This window comes from Nitrobacter vulgaris, assembly GCF_031453995.1.
GTDB lineage: Bacteria > Pseudomonadota > Alphaproteobacteria > Rhizobiales > Xanthobacteraceae > Nitrobacter > Nitrobacter vulgaris.
On record NZ_JAVDPZ010000016.1, the window covers coordinates 48,926 to 66,327 of the forward strand.

A 17,402-nucleotide genomic window follows, 5' to 3' on the forward strand; every position below is an offset into this window, starting at 1 on the left:
GAAAGCACAAAATGCCTGGTTCAGCAGCGGGAAGATATGACCTTGTCGAAGGGCGACAGACCCACGGATTCGCTTCGAGCGGAAACCAGATTGGTCGTTTCCGGTCGAGACACGGCGTCCCAGAAAGGGTTCGTCAATCCTCCCATCGTTCGCGGCTCGACCGTGCTTTACCCGACTGCAAGCGATCTTTACGCTCACCGCGGAGAATTCCAATACGGACGGCACGGCACCCCTTCAACCCGCGCGTTGCAGGATGCGTTGGCGGCGTTGGAAGGCCCGCAATGCGCAGGCATAGGCCTCGTTCCTTCGGGGGTGTCTGCGATTTCTACGGCGCTATTGTCCGTGCTGAAGGCCGGCGATCATGTTCTGGTCTGCGATAACATTTATCGTCCTACGCGACAATTCTGCGATGGGATTCTGACGCGCTATGGAATCGAGACCACCTATTTCGACCCACTGATCGGTTCGGGAATCGCCGCGCTGTTCAGGCCGGAAACCCGCGCGGTAATGGTGGAGGCTCCAGGCTCTCAGTCTTTGGAGATGCCCGACGTTCCGGCGATCGCTGCCGCGGCGCACGCCCGCGGCGCGCTTGTGATCGACGACAATACGTGGGCAACCCCCCTCTTCCGCCGCGCACTCGAACAAGGCGTGGACATAAGCATCCAGGCGGCGACCAAGTACATCGGAGGACATTCCGACCTCATGTTTGGTACCATAGCCGCCAATGCCAAGGCCTGGCCGGCGCTCGCCGAAACCATCAAGCTGCTCGGTCTATGCGTCGGTCCTGACGATGTGTTTTTGGCCTTGCGGGGATTACGCACTCTTGCGGTAAGGCTTTATCATCACCAGCAGGCCGCGATCGACATGGCGCGGTGGCTTGCTCGGCGGCCGGAAGTTGCAAGTATTTTGCATCCCGCATTACCGGACGATCCCGGTCATGCGATCTGGAAACGGGACTTCACCGGCGCTTCGGGATTGTTCAGCATTGTCCTTAAACCCGCGCCACAACAAGCAGTCGATGCGCTGCTCGATACGCTGAAGCTGTTTGGCATGGGTTACTCGTGGGGTGGCTTTGAGAGCCTCATCATTCCCTTCGATTGCGCTTCGTATCGGACCGCGACGAACTGGACGCCGGGCGGGCCGACGCTACGACTACACATCGGCCTTGAGAATTTGGACGATCTCAAGGCCGATCTCGAACGGGGATTTGCGGCCTTCAACGCCCGGCAATGAGGCTTCTGCCTCGCGCTTTTTGTTGTTTCTCACGTTGATGATTGGCGTCCATTGAGAATGATGAAGTACACGTTGCGAAAATAAACAATGAGACCGAGAGCCTGGCCGGCGATGAACACCGGATCTCGCCGGTAAAGGGCGTAAACCAAAAGAAGAATCCCGCCTCCTATCGAGAAGAACCAGAACGCCACGGGGATCACGCTCTTTCGTGCGCGTTCAGATGCAATCCATTGCACGACGAACCGCATGGTAAAGAGACCCTGCGCAACAAAACCGAGAACGACCCAGCCGTCAAAATTGGATACGAACACGTCGTAGAAATAGGTCGTCAGCATCTCGAAGATGTCAGTCATGACGCATTACCTCGGTTGCCACGGGTGTCGATTTCTTACGGCGGATCAGCCACCACACACCGGCGAGGTCGATGATTCCGATCCACAGGCGATCGAAGAATCCATAATTCGACACGCCTGAACGTCGCAGCCGGTCGATCACGTCGACATAGGTGATGTCATAGCCCTCTCGCCGCACCAGCGCCGGGAGGAAACGGTGCAAGCCGTCGAAATAAGGGAGGGACAGAAACACCTCCCGCCGAAAGGCCTTCAGCCCGCAACCGGTGTCGCGCGTCCCGTCGCTCAGCACCCAGCTTCGCACCTTGTTGGCGATTCGCGACTGGAATTTCTTGAATCCGGTATCCTTGCGGCCAACGCGTTGGCCGGCGGCGAGACCGATGCGTCCCTCACCCTTCTCGATCGCCATTATGAGTTCCGGCAGAAATTCCGGATTGTTCTGACCGTCGCCATCCAGCGTCGCAACGATCGAACCGCGCGCGGCCCGCACCCCGGTCCGAACCGCCGCCGATTGGCCCGATGACTTTTCGTGACGAATCTGGCGCACATTCTTCCGCCGCGTCATGATCGTAGCCAAACGCTGGGCGGTTGCATCGGCGGAGCCGTCGTCGACATAGACAATCTCGTAGTCCCACCAGCCGTCCAGCGCGGCAGAGATCTCGTCGATCAAGGGTGCGATATTGTCCGCCTCGTTGCGCACAGGCACAACTATGGAAATCGTCGGCGCAGTCGTGCTGGTGGACATGTCGTCGTTCATTGTCCGATTGGTCCGCTAATCAGAGCCCGCGAAAAACTGGCCTATAGCGTTTTCGAGCGAAGTGAAATCCGGTTCGCGTGAAGAAAGCGCGTCATCAAAAAGACAGAGTCTTTCACCGTTTCCGCGAAGCGGTGAAAGACACTAGCCGCGTCCGCTTCTTATGGCGCGTAAGCGCTGCGGGCAATACTTTTGAGATGGGAAATTTCGGCGAGCGAAGAATTTTATGCTGTCTACATCAATTGTAAGAACAACATCCGGCATAGGTAGCTTATCGCCACATCCTGTGGCCACCCTGATATCTAACGCGTTCCCTCAGAGCGGAAGATGGCGATCGAAATCGTCTTACCCCGTGAGAAATTGAAACCGTCGATGCGCGTTGCAACATTATAGCGCAGGCCGATCGCCTCGGCGCGCTGCGCGAAGGCTCTTTCGGAACGGGATTCGACAAGCGCGAACCGGCAGCTTCCATAGCTGAGAAAATCGGCGGCCCCGGAGCCATCGGTCAGCAGCGTCGACGTCCCCGTCATGAACACCAGACTTGGCTCATGGTAGCCAGCCGCCGCCGCTTTCGGTCCAACACACTCGACGTTTCGCAGCGCGCGCGCGACTTCGGGACTCGGGAATAATGGTGTCAGCGCAGCGACTATGATTCCGTAGACGGAAGCGCTCAGGAACAGCGCCGCCAAAATCGCATTCAGCAGGGAGCGTTCCGCGTTATAGTCATCGTAGAGCCACCAGGCGAACAGCCCGGAAATCAAAGCCGCCGCGGCGAACGGCCACGCCAGGAAGACCGGCTGACGCGTTAAGGTAATGGTTGCGACGATTGCGAGCACGAGGGTCATCGCAGGGATGGCAAACCACCACGCCGTGCCCTTCGTCAGCCATGATCGGGACAGAACGTGGCGCTCCAGTGCCCAAACCGACAGGATCGCGACCGCGGGATACAGCGGCAGCACATAGTGCGGCAGCTTCGTCAAAACGAGTTCAAACACGATCCATGACGGAACCAGCCACGCAAGCAGAAACCGTACCTCCGGCTCTCGCCGCGTGCGCCAGACTGCGGGCGCCGCCAGCCCTGCGAGCGGTGCGCCGGGCCAGAAGGTAATCCAGAACAGCAGGAAGTATATGCTTGGCGGTGCGCCATGTGATTCTTGAGCCGCGAATTTGCTCAGCATGTCGCCGCCGATCGACTGCGTAAAAAACGTGTCGCCTGCGCGGAGAAAAATCGCAACAAACCACGGCATGACGAGGACAAGCATCCACATCAGCCCCCAGACTGACCGTAGCCGCCAAAGCCATGACGCAGAGCGATCGAGTATAGCGAGGGTCCCGATCGTCAATCCCACGAACATCAGGATCAACGGACCCTTGAGCAGGATTCCTCCGGCGAGCGCGGTCCAGAAGATCGCCGGATGTATCCAGGACGGATGCTCGGGGTTCTCGCGCCGCTGAGATGACAGATAGATTCGCGCAAGCGCACCCATCGCTGCAACGATTGTCAGCAACAGCATGGCATCAGTCTTAGCGAGCCGCGCTTCCACTCCGAGCAGGACCGAACTGCACATGATCAGTCCAGCCAAAACAGCGCCCCGTCGCGTTATGAAAGCGAGCGCTGCCCAATAGGTCAGAAGCACCGCGCCAATCGCGCCGATCAGGGAGGGCACGCGATAGAGCCAGATGCGGATCTGCGCGCGCGGCAGGCCGAGAGATGACGCCGTCTCGACGGCTGCTGCCTGCAGCCAGTAAATGCCGACCGGCTTCTTGTAACGCACCTCGTCCTGAAAGCGGATGTCGACGAAATCGCCGGTCTCCACCATCTGCTTGGTCGCTTGGGCGAAACGGGCCTCGTCGCGATCGATTGGCGGGATGTTGAAGAAACCAGGCAGAAAGAACAGCAGGCCAACAATCGCCAGAAATAATACCGATCTGCCCTGACTGGCGGCGACAGAGTCGAGCACGTTCGCCAGACCCCGTCCCCTACCCACCGGGTTCTTCGGCTCGCGCGGTTGTCCAAATTGGGGATGGGGAAGGGTCTTGGCCATGGGATTTCCGCATACGCTGAACCCGAGGCAGGGACAACCGCTGAGCCGGCTGCTACTGAATTCTGACCGTAACTGTGTCCGCGGTGCCAGCCGCGTCCATCACGGTCAGCCGGACGAAGCCCGGCCCAGGAGGGTCGATCATCCGCTGGCGACGGCCGTCGATCGCTCCGACCGCTTTCCCGTTGACCAGCATGGTCATCGGCAGGCTGCCTCCCGTTACTTTCACCAGCAGCGGAGACAGCGTTCCCTGCCCTGCTCCGGCATCGATCCGCGAGCCATTCAACGGAAACTGGATATGGAGCCGGCGCTCATTGTTGTCCGTCCGGATGAGTTCACCAGCAGAACGAAACCGTCGCAATGGAAGTGGAAGCTTTGCATTATTGGCGGTGGTCAGGGTTCCGCGCGGAGCCTTGGGGAGCGGGGCAAGTAGGCTGCCGGTGCGAGCGAACGCATCGAACAGAATGGGCGCGGCCGCGACACGTCCGATAAGACCGGGAACCGGGGCGCCGTCAGGGCGTCCGACCCAAACGCCGATCGTCATGCGGCCGTCGAAGCCGACAGACCAGGCATCGCGATAGCCGTAACTCGTACCGGTCTTGAAAGCGATCCGGTTCCGAACCGCGTTTTCCGGTGGGGGTGTTCCCAGCAGGACATTGCCGACCTGCCAGGCGGCAACGGGGTCCAGCAGTCGCAACGGCTCGCGGACACCAGAGTCGCGGCGCTCGAACTCGCGTAAAGGCATTACATTACCCAGCCGGGGAATGCCGGAATAGACTTGCACCAAGTCATGGAGCGTGACGCCGACGCCGCCCAGTCCCATCGCCAGACCCGGAGCTTCGTCCTTGGGAAGCACCAGACTGGCGCCCGCCTGTTTTAGTCGCGACGACAGGCGGCTGGCGCCGACACGATCGAGCAGTTCGATCGCCGGAACGTTGAGCGATAATTGCAGAGCCCGGCGCACCGGAACGGTGCCCTGAAACGTCATATCGAAGTTTTCCGGCGCGTAGCTGCCAAATCGGACCGGATGATCGTCGATCAGGCTATCCGGATGAACAAGCCCGTCTTCAAACGCTAGTCCATAGATAAATGGCTTCAGGGTCGATCCCGGCGAGCGCACCGCCCGCGTCATGTCCACCTGCCCGGCAAGCCGCTCGTCGAAATAGTCCGCAGAGCCGACATGGGCCATCACATCGCCGGTGGCGTTGTCCACTGCGACGATGCCGACCGAAATTTCCGGCCCGAGCGCAGCCGCGCGGTCGTGCGCCAGTGCTTCGAGCTGCCGCTGTAATCCGGATTCTAGCGTCAGCCTGATGAGGTTCGAATTCTTGTTCGTGGCCATCGCCTGATCCGCCGAATGCGGCGCCAGCATTGGAAACGGCTGGCGCATCCGCATGACAGGCACCGCCATCGCCCGCTTGGCATCGTCCGCATCGATGCGGGCATCCTCAACCATACGCACGAGCACGCGGTCGCGGGCCGCACGCGCTGCGGCAGGATGTCTGTCGAGGCGTCGCCGTTCCGGCGATTGGGGCAAGGCCACCAGCAGAGCCGACTCCGCCAGCGACAGCCGCTTCGGCTCCTTGCCGAAATAAGCAAGGGATGCCGCGCGAATACCTTCGAGATTGCCTCCGAACGGCGCGAGCGTCAGATACAGGTCGAGTATTTGGCTTTTGGGGAGTTCGTATTCGAGCTGGAGCGCACGGACCATCTGATGCAGCTTGGCGTATATCGAGCGCTGCCGGCGCGGCTCGATCAGCCTGGCAAGCTGCATGGTGATGGTCGACCCGCCCGAAATGATGTGGCCACGGGTCAAGAGTTGCAGCGCCGCGCGGCCAAGCGCGAGCGGGTCGACGCCAATGTGCGAATAGAACCGCTGATCTTCATAACCTAGCAACAGGTTGAGATATCCGGGATCGACATCGGTGCTGGCATCGACCGGCAATCGCCACCGGCCGTCGGCCATTGCGAACGCGCGCAGTAATTTGCCGTTGCGGTCGAGCACCGTCCTCGAAACCTCGCGCGCGTTCGCGAGCGGCAGAGGTCCCAACGAGACGATCCAGCTCGCGACAGCGCCGGTGGTTACCATAGCGACGATGGCGAGGGCTGACGCCGCCAGTTTCACCCGCCGCCAGCGACGCGACTGTACCGCCGTTGCAGGGGTGTCGGGCGCGGTCATTTCGCGGAACGTACCTCCACACGGCTAGTGCCGGTGCGGCCGTAGCGCGATGGATTGTACATGTCTTCTACGTACGCTTGCGGCAGAACGTATTTGCCCGGTGATACAGCGCGCACGACATAGGCCACGGTGAACACCGCCTTGTCATTAGCAGCGCGATCGACGGCTGCGGTGAACCGATCGTCGCGGAATTCAGTGCTGACCGGTTCCTTGCCGTCCTCGATCCAGTCGAGCGTACCGGTGTCGCCGGACGAAACCAGATGAGGATTGTCGATTTCGAATCCTGCCGGAAGATAGTCGGCCACCATGATGTGGCCGTATTCCGGCTTGGCTTCGGTGATCCTGAGAACGACGGCGAACCGTTCGTTCTGCGTGGCCTGCGCCGGATCCGCGGGCGTTCCGTCGAGATTGAAATAGTTGCGCTCAATCACGAAGCCATTCGAAGCAGCCGGTTCGGGAGTGGCGGGCGCGCCGGCCACGGAAATCACCGCCTGCACCGGCGCCTCGCCCGTGTTGGTGATCTTGATCGGCTTGTCGGCCACCTCGGCTGCCTTGTAGCTGCGATAAAGCGCGGCATTAACGGGCGCGCCACCGACATCGAGCGACATTGATTCTTTCGCAAGCGCCCGCGCTGCCAGGACCAGCCACGCGTTCTCTTGTGTTGAGGTTGAGGGCGTCAACCCCCGCGCCGCCTCCACCCGCTGCACCGCTTGCGTGACCGTGGCTCGCGGCGCATTGCCCTCACTTGCGAGCGATACCAGCGCGGCAGCATCGCGCAGCGCCGAGCCGTAGTCCGGCCGGCCGAATTCGATAGCCGGTCTGGGCGCCAGACTTTGTATCGCTGCGGCATAAACGCGTTCCGCCCGCGCCCGGTCACCGATCAGCGCAAGCGCCGCGGCGAGTTGCGCCTTGGCGATGGGTGTCGCCAGATTGGTCAATTTGGTATCGGCCAGATAACGCAAATCCCCGATCGGGGCAGCACCGTTTCTGGCAAGAACGTAAAGTCCGTAAGCCAAGTCGCGACCGCCGTCCTTCTCCGGCTCGGCTGCATTCACAACCGAGTTGCGGATGCGGTCGAGCGCGCTCTTGAACGGGACGTCAGGGACGGAGAAGCCTTTCTCCCGAGCGCGGGTCATGAAGTCCATGACGTAAGCGTCGAGCCAGGAATCCTCGCCGCCGGACGACCATAAGCCGAACGAACCATTGGAGCCTTGCCGGGCCAGCAGGCGCTCGATCGAGCTCTTGATGCGATCGTCGACACTGGTATCCATCGCGAGGTGTGCGTTGGCGGCGAGATCGTTGACATAGAGCAGCGGCATCGCCCGGCTTGCGATCTGCTCGGAGCAGCCGAAAGGATAGCGATCGAGCGCCTTCAGGACACTCGCCGCATCCAGCGCCGAGGACAGTCCGACCGACACCGATACTCCTCCCGTCCCCGCCACGAGGTCGGAGAACATGTCCGAGGTCAGCGTCAGGCTCTCGCCTTTTGCCAGCGTTCGGACAGAGCGGCGCGCCAGGATCTGGGTCGCCGGCTTGACCTCGAGATCATAGTGCCGCGCGACCGTCAGGCCGTTCGGCCCCTTGATATCGATGTCGAATTGGGCAGCGCCGGAAGAGCCGCCGGCACCAAGCGTCAGCGCCATCGATCTGCGCTGCTTGGCCGCGAGCTTGATCGTGGTCTTGGCGTTGCCCGCCATCTTCACGGGCCCCGAGGTCTTGACGTTGATAACGTAGTCGCCGGGCGGACCTTCGACATTGTCGAGGTCGAAAGTCAGGGTGCCCTGATCGCCGGTCAACAGAAAGCGCGGCAGCGTCGCCGTCAGCACCACCGGGTCCCGCACCGTGACATCGACCGTCGCACGGCCGAGCTTAGTTGCAGTCCAGGCGACCGCCATCACTCGCGCAGTGCCGGCGAATTCCGGAATGTCAAAGCTGACCTCAGCCGTGCCGTCTGCTGCTACCGTGACGATGCCGGAATAGAGCGCGAGCGGCTTCTGCGTCGGCGGGCTGCCCTGCAACTCCGCTCCGGCCGAATCGCCGCCGGTCCTGAGTTGGCCGCGCGTCCCCTGCATGCCGTCGATCAGTTGTCCGTAAAGGTCTCGGATTTCAGACGTCATACGACGCTGACCGAGATAGTAGTCGTCGGGCGCGGGAGGCTTGTAGTTAGTGAGATTGAGGATACCGACGTCAACCGCGGCAACGACGATCTTGGCGTCTTCGCCGGGGCTTAGGCCACCGATCTTCACAGGTAGCCTTAGCGTCGTCGACGGCCGCGCCAATGTCGGCGGCGAGAGATTGAGCGAAAGGGTGCGCGGGGTCCTGTCGATGCCGAACCATTTGATGCCGATCGCGCGTCCGGGCATCCGCTGTGCGGCGACGTCGAGTGGCCGCCGAAGCGTTGCCACCACATAGGCCCCGGTGCCCCAGTCCTTGCCGATCGGAATTTTGACCTGCGACGTGCCTTCCTTGACGTCGGCGGTTTGGGTGGTCAACAGCCGGTCGCCAAGAACATTGATCGTCAGTTTGCCGGCGGTCCGGGCGTTGACCGAAACGACCATGGTGTCGCCGGACTGGTGATCTGGCTTGTCGATCGAGGTTTCCAGCAGGTCAGGCGTGTCGGCGCTGCCGTCGGAATACCAGCCGACGTCAAATTGAATGGATGTCAGCGGACCATCGGGATCGGACGATTTGACGTCGAGCCGGTAGCGTCCCGACTGTGGAGAGAGTTCGATCCGCGCAGGCTTGTCGGCGGCAATCGTCAGATCTCCGTCGGCCACCCGTCTGGTCGACTTCACCGGCTCGTATTCCCAATACGAATTCTGACGATACCACTGATAGCGACTCTCCAGCTTGAGCAATTCGTAGCGGAGACCCTTGCGGGCAAGCGATGTTCCGTCTGGTGCGACAAAGACGACGTCGAAGCCGGCCTTGTCTCCCTCTGCGATATTCTTGTCGGCAAACAACGGTTTGACGCCGATCATGGCGCTGGACGGTTTCACCGGAAGCACGATTTTCCGCTCGACCGCGCGTCCGCCGGCCTCCGCCATGCGAACGAAAATCTGTGCTGCCTGCTGTCGACTCGACGAGGACGGTGTTGCGAGGCTGACCGGGAAGGTTGCGACGCCGTTTGCATCGGCTTCGGGCAGGTTCTCGATCGGCGTGCGCTCGTTACTGGTCGCCTCGTCGTCGCCGGGCACGCCGAATTGATATCCGGCATATCCTGGACGGCTTTCGGCAGGTGCCACCAGCAAATCGCCTTCGATCTGCAAGCCGGATGCGGGAGCGCCATAGAGGAAATGGCCGTCGACCTTAAGTTCTACCGGGGTATCAGCGGCAATCTGTTTCGCCTTGGTTATTAAGTCAAATTCAATCCGGTCTGGGACATAGTCCTCGACCATAAAGGTGGTTTCGCCGACTGACGGTCCTTTCGGGTCCGTAAATGCGCGAACCCGCCATGTCCCGGTCGGGACCGCTGAATTGAGCGGCAGGGTCAGGCTTCGTCCGCCCGCGCCTTGATCGGCCAGGATGGCTCGGCGGAACTCGACGCCGTCGGGCCGTTCGACCACCAGCGTCAACGGTCCGCCGGTTACCGCGTTACCCTGCCCGTCCCGCACCAACGCCGTGAGATACACAGTCTCCCCGGAGCGATAGACGCCCCGCTCGGCATAAACGAAGGCATCGGCTCCCGATGGCACGGCGCGGCCCGAAACCCCGCGATCGGTCAAATCGAATGCATTCGACTTCAGGCTGAGGAATGCATAATCGGCCTTGTCGGTGCTGATTGTCAGCAGCGCAGGCGACTGCCCTCCTTCGCCTCGAGCCAACCCAGGCTCAAACAACGCGTGACCCGACTCATCCGTCTTGCGGGTTGCAAGGATTTCATTGTTGCGTGCGACCAAGCGGACTTCCGCTTTGTCCACAGCATCGGTTGTCGCCAGCGAATTGACGAATACGTGGATGCCGTCATTGCCTGAATAGGCGGTCAGGCCAAGGTCCGAGACGATGAACCACTGAGTCGCCAGCGAGTTGGACTCTTCGTCCTCCATTGAGGACGGCCCCTTTGGCGCGGCCGTCATCACATAAACGCCGGGTTGGAGGTTTCCGAGCGCTTCATCGACGGGAAACGCGGTCGTCACATCGGCGTTCAGCGTGGAGGCCGTCGCAACCTCGCCCGACCAGACTTTGATCCCGCGTTCGTTGCCGAGATTAAACAACTGATAGCCGCTGAGCGTCTTCTGAAAATCGCTGTCGACAACGGCATTGATGAGATTGCGGTCGCCGATCCGGAACACCTTGACGGTCACCGTCTGGGTGTTGACGCTGACCAGCGGGATGCCGCGCTGGCCAACGCGCGGCAGCACGTAGGCCCGTCCGGTGAAGCGGACGAAGGGCTTACGGTCGCGCACATAGACGTTGAATTCAGCGGATTTCGGCAGACCCTCCTTCACGGTCGATGGCAGCCCGGAGCGCAGATGGATATTGTAGCGCTCACCGTGCTTGAGGCCCTCGACACAGAGCTGTCTGTCTTCCGAAGACAGCGCCGGCCGGTCGACCCCGGCCAGCGTCACGAATGGTGAAAAGTCCGTCCTCTTGGCAAGATCCTCAGAGAACTGGAAGCAGACTCGAGGCGATGCCGAGTCCGAATCCACGGTGTAATCGAGCAGCCGAAAGCCATGGTCGTCTCGCATTTTTTCGTACTGCGCGCGAACATCGGCGACCTCGCGCAGATCAAGCGAAAGCCGCAACGTGTCGAGGGCTGGCCGCCACAGCTTTCGATCCGAAAATGCGCGCCCGAGAACCGCTAATGCATCAGCTTCGACAGCAGAATCGTTCGCTCGCTGGTAGGCGAGATAGGCGGCGGTGGATGCTCGTTCGAGCAGAAAGGTTTGTTCCTGACTTGTGGTGGGTCTGATCTGGAAGATTGTCCGTGCCAGGCGCAGCCAGTTGCCGCTGTCGGCTGGTACGACCGTTGAGATCTGGCCGAGTATCTGAAGACCGCTGCGAAAATCGGCTCGTTTGAAGGCCGCGTCGGCATCGGCGCGCAAAGTCGGGGCCGATTTGGTGATAGTGCCTGCTTCGCTCTTGATCTGAGCCTCGAGCTTGATTGCCGCGTCGGCAAGATCATCCCGCTTGAAGGCTTTATCTGCTGCCAGGGCAACTGATCCAAGCCCGATGAGTAAGGTCGCACAGAGGGCTACGGCGCGAACCATCCTGGTCATAAAAAGCTCCTGCGCGCATAAATGTCGCTGGGGTGTTCCCGGGTCAGAGTTCTGCGCTGTGCGGGATCGAAATCGAATTTGACACTTGCAATCCATGGGCCGCGAGTTCGAAACACGATCACGGCCAAAACTCCACTAACAGGTTATACTTGCTGTTGGTCGTTCGTTTTTAACTTCGCGACACCGGCCTGAACGGGATGCGAATGTCAGAATCAAACCGCCCGTGCCAGAAAATGCACCAAAATGTAGCAGATTCATTGCCTTATCCCGTATCGCTACAGTATAAGTCCAGCGCAAAGGAATTCCGATTCATCGTCCTCGGACTGCCCGTACGAGGCGTCTGTACGCACTCGAGACGAACGGATCGCACCTGTTTGTCGCCCGCCCGATCGAAATGGTTCGGATCGGACTTGGCGCGAAGGCGGTTTTTTCATATTGCGGTGAGATGAAGCTTTTGGGAGATGAAGCTTTAAACGGTCCCGTAGCTCAACTGGATAGAGTAGCGGATTTCTACTCCGCGGGTTGCAGGTTCGAATCCTGCCGGGATCGCCAAAAACCGGCGCAGTAAACACCAGGTTATTTTCACTCGCTAAAACGGAATGTCGTCGTCCATGTCGCTGCGGTGGCTACCGGCGGCCGCGGCGCGGCGCGGCGCTCCGCCTGACGGACTTCCGGACCCGAAGTCGCCGCCGGAATCGTCAGATCCGAAGTTGCCGCCACCGCCGCTGTTGCGGCCATCGAGCATTGTCAGAGTCGAATTGAAATTCTGTAGCACCACTTCGGTGGAGTATTTTTCGACACCGCTTTGGTCGGTCCATTTTCGGGTCTGCAACTGACCCTCGATGTAGACCTTGGAGCCTTTCTTCAAATACTGCTCAACAACCTTGCAGAGGCCTTCGTTGAAAATCACGACGCGATGCCACTCTGTTTTTTCCTTGCGCTCGCCGCTGGTCCTGTCGCGCCAGGTTTCAGAGGTTGCAATCCGCAGATTGGCGATCGGCCGTCCGTCCTGGGTCCGCTTGATTTCCGGGTCGGCTCCGAGATTGCCAATCAGAATAACTTTGTTCACGCTACCCGCCATCGCCGTTCTCCATGTCCCCAATTCCCGATTGCTAGCTCAAAACCGGTGCTAACCCAAACGGATGTTGCCGCTTCAAAATCGAGCCGTGACGGCGTTCAAGCAGCCTACACTCCCCTCGCCGCGCCGAGAGGCTCATCGCCGGGTTATCCACGGATCGAGTATGGTATAATGTTCTTTATTTGTTCTCAAGAATAAGCCCAAAAGTCCGCGCAGACCTCTCGCCGAGATACTCCGCCCGCGGGGACAACCAATTTGACCTAGAGTGTTGCATTTGAGAGACGGCAATTTGCCGCGCCTGAGGGTATAACTGATTCACAAGTTTCGGGGTAACTAGCAGCGCTCGCGCTTTAGTTGTTGAAATTAAAGCAAAAATCCGGGGATTGAAATGAACAAGTTTCTGATTGGGGCCGTCGGTGCTCTCGCTATTGGCCTTGGTGCCGCGCCCGCCACTGCGGCCGACCTTGCCCCGCGTCCATATACGAAGGCCCCTCCGATGGTGGCCGCGATTTACGATTGGAGCGGCTTCTACATCGGCGCGAACGGTGGCTGGGGATCGAGCCGCAATTGCTGGGACTTCACGACGCCCGCAGGGGTTGTCGTGGCGCGTGAAGGTTGCCATGACGCAACCGGCGGCACGGCCGGTGGTCAGATCGGCTATCGCTGGCAGAGCAGCAATTGGGTGTTCGGGCTGGAAGCTCAGGGTAACTGGGCCGATATAAGTGGTCGCCGTGCCAGCCTCGCCTTCCCTGCCTTCACCAACGACAGCCATCTGGGTGCGTTCGGCCTGTTCACTGGCCAGGTCGGGTATGCTTGGGATGCCACGTTGCTTTACGTGAAGGGCGGCGCCGCCGTGACCTCTAACCGATACCGGAGCCTTGGCACCCTGACTGGCGTTCAGGTGACCAACAACGTCAATAATACCGACTGGGGCGCTACGGTCGGCGTCGGCCTCGAATATGGATTTGCGCCAAACTGGTCGCTCGGATTCGAGTACGATCACATCTTTATGGGTAGCAACAGATATACCTTCATCAACAATGGTGTTGCAGGGGCCGCCGGTACGCTGTTTGGAACCGACAATATCGGCCAGGACGTGGATCTCGTCACGGCGCGCATCAATTACCGCTGGGGTGGCCCAGCCATTGCACGGTACTGATCGCGTCTGATCCGACGTTCTTGGAAAACTTGAAAGGCCGGCTTTTTGCCGGCCTTTTTGTTTGAGCCAAGGGTCGCAGGCAACCCCGCCAACGGGCAGCCTACTGATACGCCGTGCTGCTCCTCCCGATGAAATCGGGGATGATCGCTGACGCCCTCTGGAAATCGCCCGCTGTTCTATCTACGTTCCACAGACTGCTACAGATGGCGCCACTCCGGGGATTGCCCGGCGGGGCGCGCCCAAACGCGGTGCGGCTTCTGCATCCGGAAAAGCCTGTCATGGACGAAGTCATCAAGGCGAAGCGGCAACAATTGAGTCCCGCGAGTCGCGCCATCACGATTCGCGGCGCTCGCGAACACAACCTCAAGAATGTCGATCTGGAAATCCCACGCGACAAACTCGTGGTGTTCACCGGCCTCTCCGGCTCTGGCAAGTCCTCGCTGGCGTTTGACACCATCTATGCCGAGGGTCAGCGCCGCTATGTCGAGTCCCTGTCGGCTTACGCGCGCCAGTTTCTGGAGATGATGCAGAAGCCCGACGTCGATCAGATCGACGGGCTGTCGCCGGCGATCTCCATCGAGCAGAAAACGACTTCGAAGAATCCGCGCTCGACCGTGGGGACCGTGACCGAGATCTACGATTACATGCGGCTATTGTGGGCGCGCGTCGGCGTGCCCTATTCGCCCGCAACCGGCCTGCCGATCGAAAGCCAGACGGTGTCGCAGATGGTCGACCGGGTATTGGCGCTGCCCGATGGCACGCGGCTCTATCTGCTGGCGCCGGTCGTTCGCGGCCGAAAGGGCGAGTATCGAAAAGAACTGGCAGAGTATCTCAAAAAGGGTTTTCAGCGCGTCAAGATCGACGGAGCTTTTTACGAACTTGCCGATGCTCCCACTCTGGATAAAAAGTTTCCGCACGATATCGACGTGGTAGTCGACCGCATCGTTGTAAGGCCGGATCTGGGCCAGCGGCTGGCTGAGTCATTCGAGACTGCTTTGAAGCTCGCAGAGGGGCTGGCGGTGATCGAATATGCGGACGCGCCTCCTTCACCTCTCGCCGGAGAGGGCGAAAAGAAGAAAATCGCGAAGATCCACGACAAGAGCGGTCCTGAACGCATCCTGTTCTCGGAAAAGTTCGCGTGCCCCGTGTCCGGCTTCACACTTCCTGAGATCGAACCGCGGCTGTTCTCGTTCAATAATCCCTACGGCGCCTGCCCGAAATGCGGTGGTCTCGGTATCGAGCAGCACGTCGATGAAGATCTCGTCATCCCGAACAGGGAATTGACGCTGCGCAAAGGCGCGATCGCACCGTGGGCAAAATCGTCGTCACCATACTACTTGCAGACCCTCACCGCGCTTGGCAAATTTTACAAATTCGCTCTGGATACCAAATGGAAGGACTTGCCGAAGAAGACGCAGGCCGCGCTTTTGCATGGCTCGGGCGACAGTGAGATCAAGTTCTCCTATGAAGACGGCGTGCGCTCCTACGAAACCAGGAAGCCATTCGAAGGCATTATCCCCAACATCGATCGTCGTTATCGCGAAACCGAAAGCGAATGGGCGCGCGAGGAGCTTGGAAAATATTTCTCCGACGTGCCGTGCGATTCCTGCAAGGGCTATCGGCTCAAGCAGGAGGCACTGTGCGTCAAGATCGGGGGCAAGCACATCGGCGAGATCAGCGAACTGTCTGTTCGTCTTGCCGGCGAATGGTTCGAGACCGTTCCGACAGTGCTCTCGGTGCAGCAGAACGAAATTGCCGGCCGCGTACTCAAGGAGATCCGCGAGCGACTGTCGTTTCTGCTCGACGTTGGCCTTAATTATCTTACGCTGTCACGCGCTTCCGGCACGCTGTCAGGCGGCGAGAGCCAGCGCATTCGGCTTGCTTCGCAGATCGGTTCAGGCCTGACCGGCGTACTGTATGTGCTGGACGAGCCTTCCATCGGCTTGCACCAGCGCGACAACGCCCGCCTGCTTGAAACTCTGAAGCGGCTTCGCAATCTTGGCAACACGGTGATCGTCGTAGAGCACGATGAGGATGCCATCCGCCTCGCCGACCATGTGCTCGATATCGGACCCGGCGCCGGCGTTCATGGCGGCCATATCGTCGCGCAGGGCACGCCGGCCGATATCATGCGCAACCCGAAGTCGCTGACCGGCAAGTATCTCACCGGCGAACTGGCGGTCGAGGTGCCGGATCGGCGGCCGCCCAACCATCGCCGCACCATCAAGGTGGTCAATGCGCGCGGCAACAACCTCAAGAACGTCACCGCGGAAGTTCCGCTCGGTCTGTTCACCTGCATCACGGGTGTTTCCGGTGGCGGGAAGTCGACACTGCTGATCGACACGCTTTACAAGGCGATCGCGCGGAAGCTGAACAATGCGAGCGATCCCCCCGCGCCCCACGACCGCATCGAGGGTCTGGAGCACATCGACAAGATCATCGACATCGACCAGTCGCCAATCGGGCGTACACCGCGCTCGAATCCTGCGACCTACACCGGCGCCTTTACGCCGATCCGTGAGTGGTTCGCCGGCCTGCCGGAAGCCAAGGCTCGCGGTTATGCGCCAGGCCGCTTCTCCTTCAACGTCAAAGGTGGGCGCTGCGAGGCCTGCCAGGGCGATGGAGTCATCAAGATCGAGATGCACTTCCTCCCCGATGTTTACGTCACCTGCGACACCTGCAAGGGCAAGCGCTACAATCGCGAGACGCTCGAGGTGGTATTCAAAGGCAAGTCGATTTCCGACGTGCTCGACATGACGGTCGAGGAAGCGGCCGAATTTTTCAAGGCGGTACCGCGCGTTCGCGAAACCTTCAAGACGCTGCATCGCGTCGGCCTCGACTACATTCATGTGGGGCAACAGGCCACCACGTTGTCTGGCGGCGAGGCGCAGCGCGTCAAACTCGCGAAGGAACTGTCGAAACGCGCGACCGGCCGCACACTCTACATTCTGGACGAGCCGACAACTGGTCTGCACTTCCATGACGTAAAGAAGCTTCTTGAAGTGCTGCACGAGCTGGTCGCGCAGGGCAATACAGTTGTGGTGATCGAACACAATCTTGAAGTCATCAAGACCGCGGATTGGGTGATCGACCTTGGCCCCGATGGTGGGGACGGTGGCGGTGAGATCGTTGCCTGGGGACCACCGGAAGACATTGTGAAAGCGCCGCGCAGTCATACCGGAAATTTTTTGAAGCCGGTGCTGAAGAAGGCAGGAAAGCCGAAGCGACATAACGCGAGCGAAGCGGCTGAATGACGCACAAGATGCAAACTTGTGAACGATAAATTCATCTATAAGGATTTGTTCTTATGTATATGATACAAAACGATATTTTTCAGTCAGTTTTTGTTGTGATGGATGCCTGTTCCGGTGATGGAACATTTCCGAAA

9 protein-coding genes and 1 tRNA gene are annotated in these 17,402 nt (G+C 60.0%); 4 read left to right on the top strand and 6 right to left on the bottom strand.

Annotation, left to right across the window (positions count from 1 at the left end; translation table 11 throughout):
- Positions 1 to 36: 36 nt before the first annotated feature.
- Positions 37 to 1,233: a cystathionine beta-lyase gene (gene metC, locus GGQ85_RS11515; protein ID WP_079446569.1), complete on the top strand. Its 1,197-nt coding sequence runs from the start codon at positions 37 to 39 to the stop codon at positions 1,231 to 1,233.
- A 29-nt stretch (positions 1,234 to 1,262) separates the two neighbouring features.
- Here metC and GGQ85_RS11520 read toward each other — a convergent pair whose 3' ends face one another.
- The 5 genes from GGQ85_RS11520 to GGQ85_RS11540 form a co-directional block, all read right to left on the bottom strand.
- Complete coding sequence (locus tag GGQ85_RS11520) at positions 1,263 to 1,586, bottom strand: lipid-A-disaccharide synthase N-terminal domain-containing protein (protein WP_309774627.1); 324 nt, start codon at positions 1,584 to 1,586, stop codon at positions 1,263 to 1,265.
- The gene (locus GGQ85_RS11525; protein ID WP_309774628.1) at positions 1,579 to 2,340 is read right to left on the bottom strand and encodes a glycosyltransferase family 2 protein; all 762 of its coding nucleotides are present in this window, start codon (positions 2,338 to 2,340) and stop codon (positions 1,579 to 1,581) included. Before GGQ85_RS11525 ends, GGQ85_RS11520 begins: the two co-directional genes overlap by 8 nt.
- Positions 2,341 to 2,639: 299 nt before the next feature.
- Positions 2,640 to 4,382, bottom strand: a complete 1,743-nt coding sequence (locus GGQ85_RS11530) for an ArnT family glycosyltransferase (RefSeq protein WP_309774629.1) — start codon at positions 4,380 to 4,382, stop codon at positions 2,640 to 2,642.
- Positions 4,383 to 4,434: 52 nt separating this feature from the next.
- Positions 4,435 to 6,558: a penicillin-binding protein 1C gene (pbpC, locus tag GGQ85_RS11535; protein ID WP_309774630.1), complete on the bottom strand. Its 2,124-nt coding sequence runs from the start codon at positions 6,556 to 6,558 to the stop codon at positions 4,435 to 4,437.
- Positions 6,555 to 11,777, bottom strand: a complete 5,223-nt coding sequence (locus GGQ85_RS11540; protein WP_309774631.1) for an alpha-2-macroglobulin family protein — start codon at positions 11,775 to 11,777, stop codon at positions 6,555 to 6,557. Before GGQ85_RS11540 ends, pbpC begins: the two co-directional genes overlap by 4 nt.
- Positions 11,778 to 12,252: 475 nt before the next feature.
- Here GGQ85_RS11540 and GGQ85_RS11545 point away from each other — a divergent pair.
- Positions 12,253 to 12,329: transfer RNA gene (locus GGQ85_RS11545), tRNA-Arg, on the top strand.
- A 37-nt stretch (positions 12,330 to 12,366) separates the two neighbouring features.
- Here GGQ85_RS11545 and GGQ85_RS11550 read toward each other — a convergent pair.
- Complete coding sequence (locus GGQ85_RS11550) at positions 12,367 to 12,858, bottom strand: single-stranded DNA-binding protein (RefSeq protein ID WP_309774632.1); 492 nt, start codon at positions 12,856 to 12,858, stop codon at positions 12,367 to 12,369.
- A 385-nt stretch (positions 12,859 to 13,243) separates the two neighbouring features.
- Between GGQ85_RS11550 and GGQ85_RS11555 the strand changes: the two genes are divergently transcribed.
- Positions 13,244 to 14,014 (top strand): outer membrane protein, encoded by a 771-nt coding sequence (locus GGQ85_RS11555; protein ID WP_079446576.1) that lies wholly within the window; start codon positions 13,244 to 13,246, stop codon positions 14,012 to 14,014.
- A gap of 278 nt (positions 14,015 to 14,292) precedes the next feature.
- Entirely contained in the window at positions 14,293 to 17,268 is a 2,976-nt protein-coding gene (gene uvrA, locus GGQ85_RS11560) for an excinuclease ABC subunit UvrA (RefSeq protein ID WP_309774647.1), read from the top strand.
- Positions 17,269 to 17,402 lie beyond the last annotated feature (134 nt).

Bases quoted from the DNA above. Each gene is read 5' to 3' on its own strand.
- GGQ85_RS11530 (WP_309774629.1), bottom strand. From the start codon at position 4,382: ATGGCCAAGACCCTTCCCCATCCCCAATTTGGACAACCGCGCGAGCCG.
- metC (WP_079446569.1), top strand. From the start codon at position 37: ATGACCTTGTCGAAGGGCGACAGACCCACGGATTCGCTTCGAGCGGAA.
- pbpC (WP_309774630.1), bottom strand. From the start codon at position 6,558: ATGACCGCGCCCGACACCCCTGCAACGGCGGTACAGTCGCGTCGCTGG.
- GGQ85_RS11520 (WP_309774627.1), bottom strand. From the start codon at position 1,586: ATGACTGACATCTTCGAGATGCTGACGACCTATTTCTACGACGTGTTC.
- GGQ85_RS11525 (WP_309774628.1), bottom strand. From the start codon at position 2,340: ATGAACGACGACATGTCCACCAGCACGACTGCGCCGACGATTTCCATA.
- GGQ85_RS11555 (WP_079446576.1), top strand. From the start codon at position 13,244: ATGAACAAGTTTCTGATTGGGGCCGTCGGTGCTCTCGCTATTGGCCTT.
- uvrA (WP_309774647.1), top strand. From the start codon at position 14,293: ATGGACGAAGTCATCAAGGCGAAGCGGCAACAATTGAGTCCCGCGAGT.
- GGQ85_RS11550 (WP_309774632.1), bottom strand. From the start codon at position 12,858: ATGGCGGGTAGCGTGAACAAAGTTATTCTGATTGGCAATCTCGGAGCC.
- GGQ85_RS11540 (WP_309774631.1), bottom strand. From the start codon at position 11,777: ATGACCAGGATGGTTCGCGCCGTAGCCCTCTGTGCGACCTTACTCATC.